Source organism: Phycicoccus sp. Soil748, assembly GCF_001428025.1.
Taxonomy (GTDB): Bacteria; Actinomycetota; Actinomycetes; order Actinomycetales; family Dermatophilaceae; genus Pedococcus.
This window is the reverse complement of sequence record NZ_LMSC01000001.1, coordinates 161,885-177,423: the sequence shown is the minus strand read 5'-3', so window position 1 is coordinate 177,423 and position 15,539 is coordinate 161,885. Positions and strand designations below refer to the sequence as shown.

The following is a 15,539-nucleotide window of genomic DNA, read 5'->3' as shown; positions in this document are numbered from 1 at the left end:
TGTCGATGCCGCGGGACCTGCCGGGCACTGTCGACGGATGGACTCGCAGGCAGCCGCCCTCATGACGGCCCAGGGTGGGGTTGTCGGTGCCGCCCAGCTCGCCCGACTGGGCGTCTCCGCGTATGACGTGCAGGTGGCGGTCGCCCGCGGACGCCTGCGCCGGCTGCGGCGCGGGGCGTTCGTCGACGGCCGACGCTGGGTCGAGGCCGACAGCGACGAGCAGTACCGCTTGACCGTGATGGCGGTGATGCGGTCGCGGCCGGAGCCCGTGGCGGGTGCCGTCGAGCTGGCCAGCCACCACTCAGCGCTGGCTCTCCACCGGCTGCCCCTGTGGCATGTCGACCGCCGACTGGTGGTGCTCAGCAGTGACGTCCAGCAGTCCACGACGGTGGCGGGCGTCCGGGTCATGCCTCTCCGGTCGATGGTTGCCGGGGTCGAGGTCGACGGGCTGCCCACCCTGGCGGTCCCGGATGCCGTCGTCCTGACCGGTTCGACGTCGGTCGAGGCCGGGGTGGTCGCTGCCGACGCAGCCCTGCATGGACGATCGACCACGACCAGCGACCTGCATGCCGCGGCCGACCGGCTCCTTGGCGGCCTGCGGGGGCGGGCGAGGGTCCGACGGGTGCTGGCCGCGATGGACCCGCGTGCAGAGTCGCCGGGTGAGAGCAGGACCCGCTTGGTCATCTCGGCGCTCGGTCTGCCCGTGGCCTCGCAGGTGACTGTCCGCGACGAGCTCGGCGGATTCGTCGGCCGGGTGGACTTCCTCGTGGCCGGACGGGTTGTCGTCGAGTTCGACGGGGCGGTGAAGTACGCCGGCGCAGAGGGCCGGGGCGAGCTCGTCGCAGAGAAGAGACGTGAGGACCGGCTGCGATCGCTGGGCTACGAGGTGGTCCGGCTGACCTGGGACGACCTGGCCCACCCCGAAAGGGTGCTCGCCCGCATCAGGACAGCCCTGCTGCGCCGAGCCGCCTGACGCCCCCACTCCGCAGTCGAGGAGGGCGGGGAGGGGGCCATACGGTCGTGCCTCGCGAGCCCCGCGAGCCCCGCGAGCCCCGCGAGCCCGCGAAGCCCGCGAAGCCCGCGAAGCCCGCGAAGCGGGTGTCGTTCGGCGAAACCGTGACAAATAAGTCCCGTGTTGCACAAGGACACCCGCTTTGCGCGAGCGTCAGGGCGCGCGGGCGCGGGCGGGCGGGTAGGGCGCGCGGACGGCGGCGGGCGTGCGGACGGCGGCCGCCGGCGCGGGGTACGGGGTGTGGTCAGGTGGCGCTGGCGGCGTTGCCGCGGCCGCGGCGTACGTAGGTGTAGCCCAGCGAGCCGATGACGATGGCGGCCACGCAGGTCCAGGGCCACCAGTGCCGCTCGCCCTCGTGCAGCGACGGCACGACCAGGGTCGCGACGAGGGCGACCACCCAGCAGGCGAGACCCCAGAGGGTCACCGTCGCGCTGCTCACGGCCAGCGGCTGCAGCTCGCCCGAAGACTCGGCCGAAGACTCGGCCGACGACTCGGCCGACGGCTCGCCCGACGACCGGCCGGCCAGCTCGCTCGACGACCCGCCCGACAGCTCGCTCGACGACTCGATCACCGGGGCAGCCTATCTTTCACACCCGGGCAACACGCAGGCCCTACTCTGCTGCCCATGGCGAAGCCCTCACCCACGTCCCCCCGGCCATCACCCAAGGCTCACACCCCGGCACCGGCACCTCGAGCCGGCGGTCTCGACGGGTTCTTCCGCATCAGCGAACGCGGTTCGACGACGGGGCGGGAGATCCGCGGTGGCCTCGTCACGTTCTTCACGATGGCCTACATCGTCGTCCTCAACCCGTTGATCATCGGCACGCAGCAGGACGGCTCGGGCCACTTCCTCGGCGGCGGCGACATCGTCAAGGCGCAGACCCTCGTGGCTGCGGGCACGGCGCTCGTCGCCGGTGTGATGACGATCCTCATGGGCGTCGTCGCCAACTACCCGCTGGCGCTCGCGACAGGACTGGGGCTCAACGCGTTCGTCACGTTCGGCATCGCCAAGCTGCCCGACATGACGTGGGCGGACGCCATGGGCCTCATCGTCATCGAGGGCGTGATCATCCTCGTGCTGGTGCTCACCGGGTTCAGGCAGGCGGTGTTCCGCGCCATCCCGGCCGAGCTCAAGACCGCGATCTCGGTCGGCATCGGCCTGTTCATCACCATCATCGGCCTGGTCGACGCCGGCTTCGTCCGCCGCACCGGCACCGGTCCCGTCCCGGTCGAGCTCGGCATCGGCGGCGCCCTCAACGGCTGGCCCACCTTCGTCTTCGTCGTCGGTGTCCTCGCCATCATCATCATGCTGGTGCTGCACGTGAAGGGCGCGATCCTCTACGGCATCCTCGGCGGCACGGTCCTCGCGATCATCGTCGAGGCGATCGCCGACGTCGGCCCGCAGGTCGACGCCACCGGCAAGTTCGTCAACGCCGCGGGCTGGGGACTCAACGTCCCGACGCTGCCCAAGCAGATCGTCGACGTCCCCGACTTCTCCCTCCTCGGTCACTTCAACCTGCTGGGCTCGTTCACCAAGATCGGCGTCGTCTCCGCGGTGCTGCTCGTCTTCACCCTGCTGCTGGCCGACTTCTTCGACACCATGGGCACGATGGTCGCCGTCGGCGCCGAGGGCGGGCTGCTCGACAAGAACGGCAACCCCCCGAACTCCGACAAGATCCTGCTCGTCGACTCGGTCGCGGCCATCGCCGGTGGCGCCGGGTCGGTGTCGTCCAACACCTCCTACATCGAGTCCGCGGCCGGTGTCGGCGAGGGCGCGCGCACGGGTCTGGCCTCCGTCGTCACGGGCGTGATGTTCCTCTTCGCGACGTTCCTGGCCCCGCTGGTCAAGGTGGTGCCCTACGAGGCAGCCACCCCGGCGCTGGTCGTCGTGGGCTTCCTGATGATGCAGCAGGTGCGCGGCATCGACTGGGAGGACCTGGAGATCGCGATCCCGGCGTTCCTCACCATCGTGCTCATGCCGTTCACCTACTCGATCACGGCCGGCATCGGTGCGGGCTTCGTCGTCTACACCGTCATCAAGGCGGTCCGTGGCAAGAGCAGCCAGATCCACCCGCTGCTGTGGACCGTGTCCGCGCTGTTCGTCCTGTACTTCGCCATCACTCCCATCAAGGAGCTCTTCGGCGCCTGATCCCGCAGCACCACCAGCGCGTCCGTATGCCGCGTGGCCCCGTCCGGGGGCCACGCGGCATACGTCGTCCGAGGGGCCTGTGACCCGCGGGGAAATACTTAGCACAGGTAATGAGTTATGCTAAGTACCTGACCTAGGAGACGCCATGACCCCACCGCCTGCGCGCGCCCCGCGCCGCACCGCTGAGGCCGGTCTCACCCCCGCGGCCGTGTCGCGTCTCGCCGGCGAGCTCCGCCTGGCGTGCATGCGCATCTCCCGGCGGGTTCGGTTCGAGAGCACGGACGCGGTTGCGCCGCACCAGTTCTCGGTCCTGAACCGTCTCGAGCACACGCCCTGCACGCCCGGTGAGCTGGCCGAGATCGAGCGGGTGAGCGCCCCGAGCATGACCCGTACCGTCGCCCGCCTCGTCGAGCTCGGACTCGTCGAGCGCACCGACGACCCCTCCGACCGGCGACAGGTGATCCTGTCGCTCACGCCGGCGGCGACCACGCTGCTCAAGGACATCCGCCGCAAGCGCGACGCCTGGATGTCCGTCCGCGTCGGTCACCTGACGCCCGCCGAGCAGGACATCCTGCAGCAGGCCGCCGTCATCCTGACCAGGGTGGCGAACGAGTGAGCCCCACCTTCTCCTCCCTCAGCGTCCGCAACTACCGGATCTACGCCACCGGCGCGTTCATCTCCAACGTCGGCACCTGGATGGGCCGCGTCGCCCAGGACTGGCTGGTGCTCACCGAGCTGACCAACCACTCCTCGACCGCCCTCGGCATCGTGACGGGACTGCAGTTCCTGCCGTTCCTCCTCCTGGCCCCGTGGGCCGGGATGATCGCCGACCGCTACCCCAAGCGGGTCATCCTCGCGATCACCCAGTCGGCGCTGGCGATGTCGGCCCTCGTGCTCGGCGTGCTCGTCCTCACCGGCACCGCCCAGCTGTGGATGGTCTACGCCATCGCCCTGTTCACGGGTGTCGCGACCGCGGTCGACAACCCGGCGCGCCAGACGTTCGTCTCCGAGATGGTCCCGCGCGACCGGCTCGCCAACGCCGTCTCGCTCAACAGCGCCTCGTTCAACGCCGGCCGTCTCATCGGCCCTGGCGCCGCCGGCCTCACCATCGCAGCCTTCGGCACGGGCTGGACCCTCATGCTCAACACCCTGACCTTCGTGGCGGTGCTCATCGCCCTCGCGTCGATGGTGCGTACAGAGCTGCGGCCCGCCCCGATGCTCAACCGCCGCAAGGGGGCCATCCGGGAGGGCGTCACCTACGTCCGCAGCCGCCCCGACATCATGCTGGTGATGGCCTTGGTGTTCGTGCTCGGCACCTTCGGGATGAACTTCCAGATCACCACGGCCCTGATGGCCACGCGCGAGTTCGGCAAGGGGCCCGAGGAGTACGGCCTGCTGGGGTCGATCATGGCCATCGGCTCGCTCACGGCGGCCCTGTTGTCGGCCCGCCGTGCCCGTCCGCGCCTGCGCATCCTGCTCGTGGCGTTCGCCGGGTTCACCATCTCCAGCGGCCTCGCCGCACTCGCACCGACCTACGCCCTGTTCGCCCTGGCGCTCGTGCCGGTCGGGCTGTCGGCCCTGACCGCGTTGACCACCGCCAACGCCATGGTCCAGCTCAGCGTCGACTCGGCCATGCGCGGCCGGGTGATGGCCCTCTACATGGCGATCTTCATGGGCGGCACGCCGCTCGGTGCCCCGGTCATCGGCTGGATCGGCGACGTCTGGGGACCCCGCTGGACGATCGGCATCGGCACCATCGCCGTCGGGCTGGTCACCGTGGCGGTGTCGGGGTGGCTCGTGAGGCACGAGAATGTGCAGGTGACGTACGAGTCCCAGCGCCGCCCGCGCCTGCGCATCCGCACCGTGCCCGCTCCCGTGTCCGAGCCGATGCCCGAGGCCGTACGGTGACGCCGGTCTTCCGCCGCCGGGTCACCATCGCGGTCCTCGTGATCGTCGTGGCGGTTGCGGTGGTCGCCAGCCTCGTGCGCTGACGGGCGCTCGCAGCCGGGCCGCATCCGCCATCTGGTTGAGGCGGCTGGCCCGGCACCGCGGGATCCTGTGCGGGTGGGAGGCGAACCGTCGTCGGCCTGCATGAGGATCCGGCCGCTCGGACCCGGGGCCTGGCAGGTCTCGGGACCCGGCGTCGTGCGCCGGTTCGCCACGTTGGAGGGTGCCCGTCGCTGGGCGAGCCTGCACCTGTCCGACTGCGGGGGTGGCCATGTCGCCGTGCTCGACGACTCGGGCGCGGAGCTCGAGGACTCCGAGGTGGGCCCGGGCAGCCTGGCCGCTGCCGACCGCCGGGGTGTGGGCAGACCCGTGCCCCGGCCGCCGACCTGAGCCGTCAGCCGGTCAATGGCGAAGGGTTCAACGGCGACACGTCAACGTCGGCCGGTCAGGAGCGGGTGCAGAGGACCGGGATGCCGAGCTGGAGCACGACCTCGTAACCGTCCGGGCACGTCCCGTTGCCCAGGAGCGGCACCGTGAGCGGCAGTGCGGGCGTGGTCGTCGTGGTGGGCGTAGGAGTCGTGGTGGAGGGCTTCGGCGTGGGCGTCTGCCCGGTCAGCCCACCGACGACGCCACCCACGACACCGGTGACGGTGCCGACGACCCCGCCGCTCGCGGTGGTGGACGGTGCCGGCGTCGAGCCCCCGCCCGACGTGCCACCCGCGCCACCCACCGCACTGCCACCGGGACCACCCTTCCCGCCGCTGGCGGAGGGCTTGGCGGACGGCTTGGCCGCTGCGGGCTTGCTGGACGGCTTGCTCGAGGCAGCCGCCTGGGCGCCGGCCGGCCGGGCCACGTTCGAGGGGAGGAAGGGCGCGCCGGTGCGCTGGCCGTCGGTGAGCGCGAAGTCCGGGACGACCGTGAACCCGCCGCGGTAGGCGCGCGCGATCGCGAGGACCTGGTCGGCATACGCGTCGCTCTGGTTGTAGCGCAGGACGGCCGACCGGGCGCCCGTCTCGGTGCCGAGGTCACCGGGGCCGGAGCAGAGGTACACGGCGGTCGCGGTCGCGGCGTCGGTGATGTTCTGGGGGTCCTTCTGGCCGTCACCGTTGGCATCGACCCCGACCGAGCGCCAGGTCCCGGGAATGAACTGCATCGGGCCGACCGCACGGTCCCACGTGGTGTCGCGGTCGAAGACGCCCCGGTCGGTGTCGCGGATCGCCGCGGTGTCGTTGGTGCCGTTGAGCGGGATGCCGAAGATGCCGGGGCGCACCGCGCCGGTGCTGGCGTCGATGCCGTTGCCGCCGTAGCGGCCGTGGTCGGACTCCACCTTGCCGATGGCTGCGACGAGGGCCCAGTCGATGTTGCACTCGGCGTCGGCCGTGTCGACCAGCTGGGCTCCCCGCCGGTAGGCAGCGAGCGCCGCTGCCGGGATGCCGTTGGGGCTGCCGGCGGAGGAGGCAGCGGGCAACCCGGCCGCTTCGAGCGCCGGGGTGGGCGACGCTTCAGCCGGGGCCGGAAGCTCCGGGAGGGACGGCAGCGAAGGGGCCTCCGGCTGCGTGACCGGGAGCTTGGGCACGGTGATGAGCGGGCTGGAGTCGGCGACCACGTCGGTGCTGGGCGTGCCCCCGGTGGACGCGAGCGCGATACCGGAGCCGATGAGGGCCACGGCAGGCAGGGCGGCGGCGGCTCTGCGCCAGTGCAGTCGCGTCACGCGGGTCATGTCTTCGGCTCCTCGGCTTCGTCGCCCCACCGCAGGGTGGTCACCCGGGACAACGAGTGGTGGAGGCCGAGGTTACGCGGGGTGAGAGATCACCGCGCGCGAACTACCCCACGACGTGCTCAATGCACGCAATCAGGGCAGAGACGTCGTCCGGCTCGGTCGCCGGGAACGTCGCGACGCGCAGCTGGTTGCGGCCCAGCTTGCGGTAGGGCTCGACGTCGACGACGCCGTGCGCGCGCAGCGTCTTGGCGATGGCAGAGGCGTCGACTGCGTCGTCGAAGTCGATGGTCGCCACCACCTGCGAGCGTGCGGCCGGGTCGGCGACGTACGGCGTGGTGTAGCTCGTGCGCTCGGCCCAGTCGTAGAGGCGGCCGCTGGAGTCGGCGGTGCGGGCGACGGCCCAGTCGAGGCCGCCGTTGCCGTTGATCCAGTCGATCTGCGAGTGCAGCAGCGCGAGGGTCGCCAGGGCCGGGGTGTTGTAGGTCTGGTTCTTGCGCGAGTTGTCGATCGCGGTCGGCAGGCTGAAGAAGTCGGGGACCCAGCGGCCGGTCGCGGCGATCTCCTCGACGCGGGCCAGGGCGGCCGGCGAGAACGCAGCCAGCCACAGGCCGCCGTCGGAGGCGAAGCACTTCTGCGGGCCGAAGTAGTAGACGTCGGTCTCGGCGACGTCGACCGGCAGGCCGCCCGCGCCCGAGGTGGCGTCGATGAGCACCAAGGCGTCCTCGTCGGCGCCCTCGACCCGTTTGACCGGAGCCATCACGCCGGTGGAGGTCTCGTTGTGCGGCCACGCGTAGACGTCGACGCCCGGCTCGGCGACGGGGCTGGCGAGGGTGCCGGGCCCGGCCTTGATGACGGTCGACTCGCCGAGGAAGGGTGCGTTGTTGGTGACGCTGGCGAACTTGGACGAGAACTCGCCGAACGCGAGGTGCTGCGCCCGCTCACGGACCAGGCCGAAGGCGGCGATGTCCCAGAACGCGGTCGACCCGCCGTTGCCGAGGATGACCTCGTAGCCCTCGGGGAGGCTGAACAGCTCCGACAGGCCCTCACGGACCGCGCCGACCAGGTTCTTCACCGGGGCCTGGCGGTGGGAGGTGCCGAGCAGGGTGGTGCCGAGGCTCGCGAGGTACTCCACCTGCTCGGGGCGCACCTTCGAGGGACCGGAGCCGAAGCGCCCGTCCTTGGGGAGCAGGTCGGCGGGAATCGTCTGGGCGGCAGTCTGGGTCACGCCGACAGTCTGACACCACGTCCCGAGGCGTGGGACGTCAGGTCCACCACCCGGACCGTCCGGCCCGGCCCCGGCTCCCCCGTGTCGCCGGCCGAACCCGCGCCCTTCCCACGAACCGCGTCCCGCCCCCAACCGCGCCCCGCGATGAGCAGCAACCTCTGCTAGCAGAGGTTGCTGCCACCCGGGCAGCCAGGAACCTGGGTCCCGGGCAGGAGGCTCTGCTGGGTGGCACCAAGGCCGGGTCTACGCCCGAACGCGCCTTCGCGACCGCTGAACCGCGGCGTCGACCCGAGATCGGATGAGCCGGAGGTCATCCAGCTCCCCCCAGCCGAACCGGACGACCTCGCGACCGGTGTCCCTCAGCCGGTCCTCGCGCCACTTCTCGACCGCGAGCGCCCTGCGCAGCTGCTCTGCGGTCGGGTGGACGACGTCGCCGGAGTACTTCGCCAGCCCGTCGAACTCGATCACCACCGGTTCGTCGTCGAGCTCGAAGTCGGTACGCCACCGCCTTCCTTCTGCTTCAACCTCCACCTGCGGCGTGAACCGGTAGCCCAGCAGCCGCAGCGCATGAGCCAACCGGGTCTCACCCACGGACTCGTGCCGTCCGTCCGCATGCTGGAGGAGTGCGCGCACTCCGGTGATCCCTGGATGGCCGGCATAGGACCCGAGCGTCTCGTCCAGCTCGGCCGTGGAGATGAGCCGCTGATGGAGGGCAGCGTCCGCGGCGACGAGGCTCTCCAGCGGGAAGGGCCGCCGTCCCGGCCCCGTCGGCACCATCCCCACCTGGAGGACTGCGTGCGCCACCGGGACGGTGGGGTGGCCGCCAGACGCGTGAACTGGTGCTGCACCGCAGGCAGGGTGGAGGACGGCCGAGGGCCGCTGTCGGGTGTGGTCATCTGCTGCCCGGGAGAGGTGGGCGGTGCGCAGGTCCGACTTCCAGACGGGTAGGTCGTGAAGCACCAAGGCCGATTGGTGACTGGCCACCACTCGCCCTTCGAAGGAGCGCAACAGGGCGATGGCCAGCAGGCGGTGCTGCCGCCGTTCGGTGTCGAACCGGTCCCTGCCCTCCCACGGAGGGTGGTCCGAGGTCGGTGAGCGCACGGCATACCAGCCCCGGATGAGGCGGCGGACCTGACCGGTCCTACGCAGGCGGCGCAGCTCGGACGGGCCGATCCCCACCAGGGCGGCATCCGACGCTGAGACGACGTCGTCGCGCGCCAGCTGGTACAGCTCCATCGCGGCAGCCTGCCGCAGTCAGCGGGTCCGGCGCTGGAGCCCTGTGGACAACTCGAGCTGCCTCGCGCCCTCGCCAGTGACTCAGGACAGGTTGCTGCCGCGCGGGTATGCAGCAACCTGAGCTCACGGCAGCAACCTCTGCTAGCAGAGGTTGCTGCCGTGAACGGGCGCCCAGTTGGTGCCGGGGCGTGGGTCAGTCGCGGTAGCCGGTGACTGCCTCGACGCCGCGGGGAGCCTCGCCGATGTAGCGGGAGCTGGGGCGGATGAGGCGGCCGGTGAGCTTCTGCTCGAGGATGTGGGCCGACCAGCCGGCTGAGCGGGCGCAGCTGAACATCGGCGTGAACATCGAGGCCGGGATCTGGGCGAAGTCGAGGACCACCGCGGCCCAGAACTCCACGTTGGTCTCGAGGACCCGGTCGGGTCGGCGTTCGCGCAGCTCGGTGAGGGCCGCCTGCTCGAGGGCCGCGGCGACCTCGTAGCGGGGGGCGTTGAGCCGCTGGCAGGTGGCGCGGAGCACGCGGGCGCGGGGGTCCTCGGCGCGGTACACGCGGTGGCCGAAGCCCATCAGGCGCTCGCCGCGGTCGAGGACTCCCTTGACGTAGGCGCGGGCGTCGTCGGACTCCTCGACGGCCTCGATCATGTGCAGCACCCGCGAGGGGGCGCCTCCGTGCAGCGGCCCGGACATGGCGCCGACCGCCCCGGACAGGCAGGCGGCGACGTCGGCGCCGGTGGAGGCGATGACGCGGGCGGTGAAGGTGGAGGCGTTCATGCCGTGCTCGGCTGCGGACACCCAGTAGGCGTCGACGGCCTCGACGTGGGCCGGGTCGGGCTCGCCGCGCCAGCGGATCATGAACCGCTCGGTGATGGTGTGGCCCTTGTCGACCTCACGCTGCGGGACCATCGGCCGGCCTTGGCCGCGGGCGGACTGCGCGACGAACGACAGCGCCATGACCGAGGCGCGGGCCAGGTTGTCGCGGGCCTCCTCGGGCTCGATGTCGAGCAGCGGCTTGAACCCCCAGAGCGGCGCGAGCTGGGCCAGGGCCGACTGCACGTCGACGCGCACGTCACCCGAGTGCACGGGAAGCGGGAACGGCTCGGCGGGCGGCAGACCGGGGTCGAACGCGTTGTCGACGAGCAGGCCCCAGACGCGGCCGAACGACATGCGCCCGACGAGGTCCTCGATGTCGACGCCGCGATAGCGCAGCGAGCCGCCCTCCTTGTCCGGTTCGGCGATCTGCGACTCGAAGGCGATGACGCCCTCGAGCCCGGGCTTGAAGTCACTGTCGGACACGGGGTCCCCTATCTGGTCGGCGTCGTCGGCGAGGGGTGCGGGCGGTGTGCCTGAGTGTCGCGCACCGGCCCGGTGCGGTCATTCTGCACCGTCGGCCCCATGGGCCACCATGTCGTCATGCTCACTCCGGACGGCGACTACGACGGCGACACCTTCGACGGCGACCTCTCCGAGGCCAGGGCGGCGAACGCGCGGTTCCTCGAGTGCACCTTCGAGGGCTGCGCGCTGACCGGCCTCACCGCGCCGCGGGCGCGGTGGAGCGACTGCGTCCTCGAGGGCGTGCACGGGGCAGGCGTCGACCTCGCCGAGACGGCCTGGCAGGACTGCACCGTCCGGGGGGCGCGGCTCGGCGCCGTCCAGCTGTACGGCGCGGAGCTGCGCCGGGTGCGCTTCGAGGGGTGCAAGGTCGAGTTCCTCAACGCGCGAGGTGCCAGGCTGACGGACGTCGAGTTCGTCGACTGCCAGCTCGTGGAGCCCGACTTCGCCGAGGCGACGCTGACGCGGGTCCGGTTCGACGGGGGCCGGCTGCTGACGGCCGACTTCGGGCGCGCCAAGCTCAAGGACGTCGACCTCAGCACGGCGGCGGTGACGGCTCCTCGCGGCGTCTCCGGGCTGGCCGGGGCGAAGATCTCGCGCCTGCAGCTCATCGACCTGGCCGAGGTGTTCGCCGCCGAGCTCGACCTCACCGTGGTCGACTGACACCGCCTACCCCTTGGCGCGCCGACGGTCGCGTACTGCGAAGTTGCTGGTGCCCTCTCCGCTGAACTCGAAGAGGTCGATGGCCTTGAGCAGCTTGGACAGCGAGGCGTAGCCCAGGTTGCGGGAGTCGAACGACGACTGGTTCGCGATGCGGTTGCCGACGGTGCTGACCGATGCCCAGCCCTCGTCGTCGGCCGCGGCCTCCACCGCGTTGCGCATCAGGCGCACGAGCTTCGCGTCTCCTTTCAGCTCGGCCATGGACTTGCGGGCCGGGACGGCGGCGGCCTTCTTCGTGGACGACTTGCTCGAGGCGGCGGTCGACCTGCCGGCCGCGGGAGCAGCGCCCTTCAACGGCGCCTCCACGGCGGCCTTGGCCTTCCCCTTGCCGGTCGTGGGGGACGGCTCGGTCGCGTCGCCGTTCGAGCCGTCCTCGTCCTGCTCGGTCATCTGGTCGAGCAGCAGGAACTTCGTGCAGGCCGACTGGAACGCCTCGGGCGTCTTGGTGTCGCCGAAGCCGTAGACCTGGGCGCCCTTGGCCCGCAGGTGCATCACGAGCGGCGTGAAGTCGGCGTCGGACGACACGATGCCGAACGCGTCGGGGTGATCGGTGTAGAGCAGGGCCATCGCGTCGACGACCATCGCCATGTCGCTGGCGTTCTTGCCGCGGCTGTAGTCGAACTGCAGCATCGGCAGGATCGCGTTGGGGTGCAGGACCTCGGTCCACGGCCGGAGGCTGGCCTTGGTCCAGTTGCCGTAGGCGCGGCGGATGCTGGTCTCGCCGTACTTGGACAGCTCGCTGAGGATGACGTCGAGCTTCTTGGCCGACGAGTTGTCCGCGTCGATGAGCAGCGCGATGCGCGCACGGGCTTCCATGGCGGCGACGCTACGGCACGGAGCGCGACGTAGGGTCCGTGTCGTGCCGCTTCTGCTCGACCTCGCCCCGCTGCGGGAGAACGCGCCGTACCGGCGTTTGTATGCAGGGTTCACGCTCTCCAACGTCGGTTCGCAGCTGGCGGTGGTCGCCATCGGCCTGCAGGTCTACGACCTGACCCGGTCGACCGCCGCGGTCGGCATCGTCGGGCTCTGCGCGCTCGTGCCGTTGGTCGTCATGGGCCTGTACGGCGGCACCCTCGTCGACCACTTCGACCGCAGGGTCGTCGGGATGGTGGCCCAGGGCGTCGCGTTCGCCACGAGCATCCTGTGCGCCCTGCAGGCGTGGCTCGGCAACACGCAGGTCTGGGTCCTCTACCTGCTGGTCGCCCTGTGGAACGGTGCGTTCGCCGTCGCGTCCCCGGCGCGCAGCTCGATCTACCCGCGCATCCTGCGTCGCGAGCAGCTGCCCGCGGCCAACGCCCTGTCGGTCTTCGCGATGAACGCATCGATGACGGTGGGCCCGCTGCTGGCCGGTGTCCTCGTCGACTGGGGAGGGTTCAAGGCGGCGTACACGACCGACGCGGTCATCACCACGGCTGCCCTCTGGGGCCTGGCCACCCTCCCGTCCCTGCCGCCCGAGCCGCCCGCCGACGGCGCCGCACCCACCCGGCCCGGGCTGCGGTCGGTGCTCGACGGGTTCGCGTTCCTCGGCACCCGGCCCAACGTGCGCATGACGTTCGTCGCCGACATCGCCGCCATGCTGCTGGCCCAGCCGCGGGTGCTGTTCCCGGCTGCCGGCGCGGTGATCTTCGGCGGTGGAGCCAAGACGGTCGGAGCGCTGTCGGCGGCGGCGGCGGTCGGTGGCATCGGGGCGATGTTCTTCTCGGGTCGGCTCGGCCACGTCCGCCGGCAGGGCCTGGCGATCCTCGTCGCCGTCGTCGGCTGGGGCTTCGCGATCGCCGGGTTCGGGGCCGCGATGCTCGCCGCCGGTGGGGTCGTGAGCCGGGGTACGGCGCTCTGGCTGGGCCTGGTCGCCATGGCCGTCGCCGGCGGCTCCGACTCCGTCAGTGCGGTGTTCCGGACGACGATCCTGCAGTCAGCCACGCCGGACCACCTGCGGGGCCGGTTGCAGGGCGTGTTCATCGTGGTGGTCGCCGGCGGCCCGCGGCTCGGGGAGCTCGCGGGCGGGTTCCTGTCGACCGGGGTGGGGGAGGCGTGGACCGCGGTGATCGGCGGGCTCGCCTGTGTCGTTGCGATCGGTGTCCTGGCGCGGGTGCAACCGGGCTTCCTGCGCTACGACGCCCGCCACCCCACGCCGTAACCGCGCTCAGCTCGCGGCGTCGCGCTGCTCCAGCGCTCGGCGGCGAACGTCGTCCGGGTCGTGCATGGCCCACCGGACCGTCGCCGTGGCGACCCCACCCAGGGGACGGCCGAGCACGCGTTCGGTGACGGGGAGATAGGGGAGCCGGAGCGGGCGGCGGGCCCACCACGGGAGCATCGACACCGCGCCCGCGGCCAGGGCCGAGTACCCCGCCCGCGCCGCGAGGGGCAGGGGCGGGTGCACGAGCAGGAAGCGCGCCGCCTCCCGTGCCGCGGGCGTGGACTCGAGCTCGGGGCGGTAGTCCTCGATGACCTGGCGCAGCGCCGCGACCGTCCTCGGCGGGTCGACCACACCGAGTGCCTGGGCGACGACGCAGCTCTGGTCGACGTACCGGTCGGCCTCGGCGTCGGTCAGCGGCTCGACGGCGTAGCGCTGGTAGGCGGTGAGGAAGCTGTCGGCCTCGGTGACGTGCACCCACTTGAGCAGGTGCGGGTCGCTCGCGGCGTAGGGGCGCCCGTCGGGAGCCTTGCCGCGCACGCGCTCGTGGATGCCGCGGATGCGTGCGATGAGGGCCTCGGCGTCCTCGATGGTGCCGAAGGTGGTCGTCGCGAGGAACTCGCTGGTGCGCTGGAGCCGTCCCCACGGGTCGCCCTTGTACCCGGAGTGGCCCGCGACCCCCGCCATCGCCAGCGGGTGCAGCGACTGCAGGAGCAGGGCCCTGATGCCGGCGGGGAACATCGAGGCGTCGGCGTGGACGCGCCAGATCGGGTCGGCGGGGGTGAACCAGCGCGGGCCCTCCGCGCCCCAGATGCGCTCGGCCTTGGTGCGGGCGTCGTCGCCGGCGACCTTGGAGCGCAGGGCATGGGCGAGCTGGCGGCGGGCGCCGTTGGTCACCGGGTCGAGGACGGACACCTCAGTGCGCGCCGCGTCGCCGCGGGATCTGCTTGAGGCGCTCGGCCGGGGAGGGCAGGTCGGCGGGACGCACGCGCGTCGACAGGTCGCTGTTGGCGATGAGCTCGGGGATGGGGGTGGCGGTGCTCGGGTGCGTCGCGATCGGGTCGTCGCCGGCGAACACCACCCAGACGGCCTCGCCGTGGTCGGCCCGCGGGTCGAACGTCTTCAGGACCGACCCCTCGCGCACCGTGCTGGCGTGCTCGATGGCCCGCCGCTTGGCCTTCTGCCGGTCGATCGCCTTCTGCGCCGCGGCCATGGCGGGCTCCCTGGCCTGCTGCGCGAGCACGATGGCGTGGGGGCCGTACTTCACGCCCCAGCGGACGACCTTGCCGACGGCCTTGCCGGTGCCTGGCATGGGTGACTCCTGTCGCTGCTGTCTTTCCCTCACCCTAATCTCGGGGCATGACAAGTGCGCGGCGCGTGGACTACACCGGCGAGGGTCTCTCCGAGGAGCAGGTGGCGCCGACCCCTTGGCAGCAGGCGCGGCTCTGGGTGGAGGAGGCCATCGCGCGCCAGGAGGCGCAGGGTGACGTCCCCGAGCCCACCGCCATCTCCGTGGCCACGGTCGACGCGGCCGGGATGCCCAACGTCCGCACCGTCCTCATGCGCTTCTTCGACGACCGCGGACCGGGGTTCGTCACCGCGACCACCTCCGCCAAGGGCCAGGAGATCGCGGCCACCGGTGGGATCGCCGCCGCCCTCACCTGGCCGTCGATGTTCCGGGCCATCCGCTTCCGCGGGCAGGCGCAGGCCCTGACCCGCGAGGAGGTGCAGGGCTACTTCTCCTCCCGCCCGTGGGCCTCGCGCATCTCGGCCTGGGCCTCTCAGCAGTCCCAGCCCGTCGAGGGACGGGCCGAGCTCGAGGCCGCCTACGACCGGTATGCCGCGCAGTACCCCGACCACGGGCACCCCGACGACGTGCCCGTCCCCGACTTCTGGGGCGGCTGGCGGGTGGCCTGCGACGAGGTCGAGTTCTGGGGCGGGCGCCGCAACCGCCTGCACGACCGGCTCGTGTTCACCCGGACCGGCAGGGGAACGCTGGACGACGCCGCGAGCTGGACCCTGTCGCGCCGCCAGCCCTGACGGGCACGAGCACGGCGAACCACGGGCTG

16 protein-coding genes are annotated in these 15,539 nt (G+C 71.9%); 8 read left to right on the top strand and 8 right to left on the bottom strand.

Annotated features, from left to right (window positions below):
- Nucleotides 1–973, top strand: a 973-nt coding sequence (locus tag ASG70_RS00865; protein ID WP_235531281.1) for an endonuclease domain-containing protein, incomplete at its 5' end; no start/stop codon positions are given.
- A gap of 283 nt (nucleotides 974–1,256) precedes the next feature.
- Here ASG70_RS00865 and ASG70_RS00860 read toward each other — a convergent pair.
- The gene (locus ASG70_RS00860; protein ID WP_235531280.1) at nucleotides 1,257–1,583 is read right to left on the bottom strand and encodes a DUF2530 domain-containing protein; all 327 of its coding nucleotides are present in this window, start codon (nucleotides 1,581–1,583) and stop codon (nucleotides 1,257–1,259) included.
- Between the two features lie 54 nt (nucleotides 1,584–1,637).
- Between ASG70_RS00860 and ASG70_RS00855 the strand changes: the two genes are divergently transcribed.
- The 4 genes from ASG70_RS00855 (at nucleotide 1,638) to ASG70_RS00840 (ending at nucleotide 5,498) form a co-directional block, all read left to right on the top strand.
- Entirely contained in the window at nucleotides 1,638–3,161 is a 1,524-nt protein-coding gene (locus tag ASG70_RS00855) for an NCS2 family permease (protein WP_082589874.1), read from the top strand.
- Nucleotides 3,162–3,306: 145 nt separating this feature from the next.
- Nucleotides 3,307–3,777 carry a MarR family winged helix-turn-helix transcriptional regulator gene (locus ASG70_RS00850; RefSeq protein ID WP_056881969.1) on the top strand — a complete coding sequence of 157 codons (471 nt, stop codon included), beginning with the start codon at nucleotides 3,307–3,309 and terminating at the stop codon, nucleotides 3,775–3,777.
- Entirely contained in the window at nucleotides 3,774–5,069 is a 1,296-nt protein-coding gene (locus tag ASG70_RS00845; protein WP_056881968.1) for an MFS transporter, read from the top strand. Before ASG70_RS00850 ends, ASG70_RS00845 begins: the two co-directional genes overlap by 4 nt.
- Before the next feature lie 183 nt (nucleotides 5,070–5,252).
- Entirely contained in the window at nucleotides 5,253–5,498 is a 246-nt protein-coding gene (locus ASG70_RS00840; protein ID WP_056881967.1) for a hypothetical protein, read from the top strand.
- Between the two features lie 55 nt (nucleotides 5,499–5,553).
- Here ASG70_RS00840 and ASG70_RS00835 read toward each other — a convergent pair whose 3' ends face one another.
- The 4 genes from ASG70_RS00835 to ASG70_RS00820 all read right to left on the bottom strand — a co-directional run bounded on the left by ASG70_RS00835 (nucleotide 5,554) and on the right by ASG70_RS00820 (nucleotide 10,580).
- Complete coding sequence (locus ASG70_RS00835) at nucleotides 5,554–6,828, bottom strand: lytic transglycosylase domain-containing protein (RefSeq protein ID WP_056881966.1); 1,275 nt, start codon at nucleotides 6,826–6,828, stop codon at nucleotides 5,554–5,556.
- Between the two features lie 103 nt (nucleotides 6,829–6,931).
- Nucleotides 6,932–8,053 carry a phosphoserine transaminase gene (serC, locus tag ASG70_RS00830; protein ID WP_056881965.1) on the bottom strand — a complete coding sequence of 374 codons (1,122 nt, stop codon included), beginning with the start codon at nucleotides 8,051–8,053 and terminating at the stop codon, nucleotides 6,932–6,934.
- 243 nt (nucleotides 8,054–8,296) lie between these two features.
- On the bottom strand, nucleotides 8,297–9,289 hold the full coding sequence (locus ASG70_RS00825; RefSeq protein ID WP_056881964.1) for a type IV toxin-antitoxin system AbiEi family antitoxin domain-containing protein: 993 nt from the start codon (nucleotides 9,287–9,289) through the stop codon (nucleotides 8,297–8,299).
- A gap of 193 nt (nucleotides 9,290–9,482) precedes the next feature.
- Entirely contained in the window at nucleotides 9,483–10,580 is a 1,098-nt protein-coding gene (locus ASG70_RS00820; protein WP_056881963.1) for a citrate synthase 2, read from the bottom strand.
- Between the two features lie 117 nt (nucleotides 10,581–10,697).
- Between ASG70_RS00820 and ASG70_RS00815 the strand changes: the two genes are divergently transcribed.
- Nucleotides 10,698–11,279 carry a pentapeptide repeat-containing protein gene (locus ASG70_RS00815; protein WP_200949157.1) on the top strand — a complete coding sequence of 194 codons (582 nt, stop codon included), beginning with the start codon at nucleotides 10,698–10,700 and terminating at the stop codon, nucleotides 11,277–11,279.
- Nucleotides 11,280–11,285: 6 nt separating this feature from the next.
- Here ASG70_RS00815 and ASG70_RS00810 read toward each other — a convergent pair whose 3' ends face one another.
- Nucleotides 11,286–12,152, bottom strand: coding sequence for an NYN domain-containing protein (locus ASG70_RS00810; RefSeq protein ID WP_056881962.1), 867 nt, complete (start codon nucleotides 12,150–12,152; stop codon nucleotides 11,286–11,288).
- 43 nt (nucleotides 12,153–12,195) lie between these two features.
- Between ASG70_RS00810 and ASG70_RS00805 the strand changes: the two genes are divergently transcribed.
- The gene (locus ASG70_RS00805) at nucleotides 12,196–13,473 is read left to right on the top strand and encodes an MFS transporter (RefSeq protein WP_235531279.1); all 1,278 of its coding nucleotides are present in this window, start codon (nucleotides 12,196–12,198) and stop codon (nucleotides 13,471–13,473) included.
- Between the two features lie 6 nt (nucleotides 13,474–13,479).
- Here the strand turns inward: ASG70_RS00805 and ASG70_RS00800 are convergent, their stop codons facing one another.
- Together ASG70_RS00800 and ASG70_RS00795 are read right to left on the bottom strand one after the other, a co-directional pair.
- Complete coding sequence (locus ASG70_RS00800) at nucleotides 13,480–14,385, bottom strand: oxygenase MpaB family protein (protein WP_082589872.1); 906 nt, start codon at nucleotides 14,383–14,385, stop codon at nucleotides 13,480–13,482.
- Nucleotide 14,386: 1 nt separating this feature from the next.
- Nucleotides 14,387–14,782 (bottom strand): hypothetical protein, encoded by a 396-nt coding sequence (locus tag ASG70_RS00795; RefSeq protein WP_056881960.1) that lies wholly within the window; start codon nucleotides 14,780–14,782, stop codon nucleotides 14,387–14,389.
- 47 nt (nucleotides 14,783–14,829) lie between these two features.
- Between ASG70_RS00795 and pdxH the strand changes: the two genes are divergently transcribed.
- A complete protein-coding gene (gene pdxH / locus ASG70_RS00790) occupies nucleotides 14,830–15,510 on the top strand; it encodes a pyridoxamine 5'-phosphate oxidase (RefSeq protein WP_056881959.1) in 681 nt (226 codons plus the stop codon).
- The last annotated feature ends 29 nt before the right edge of the window (nucleotides 15,511–15,539 follow it).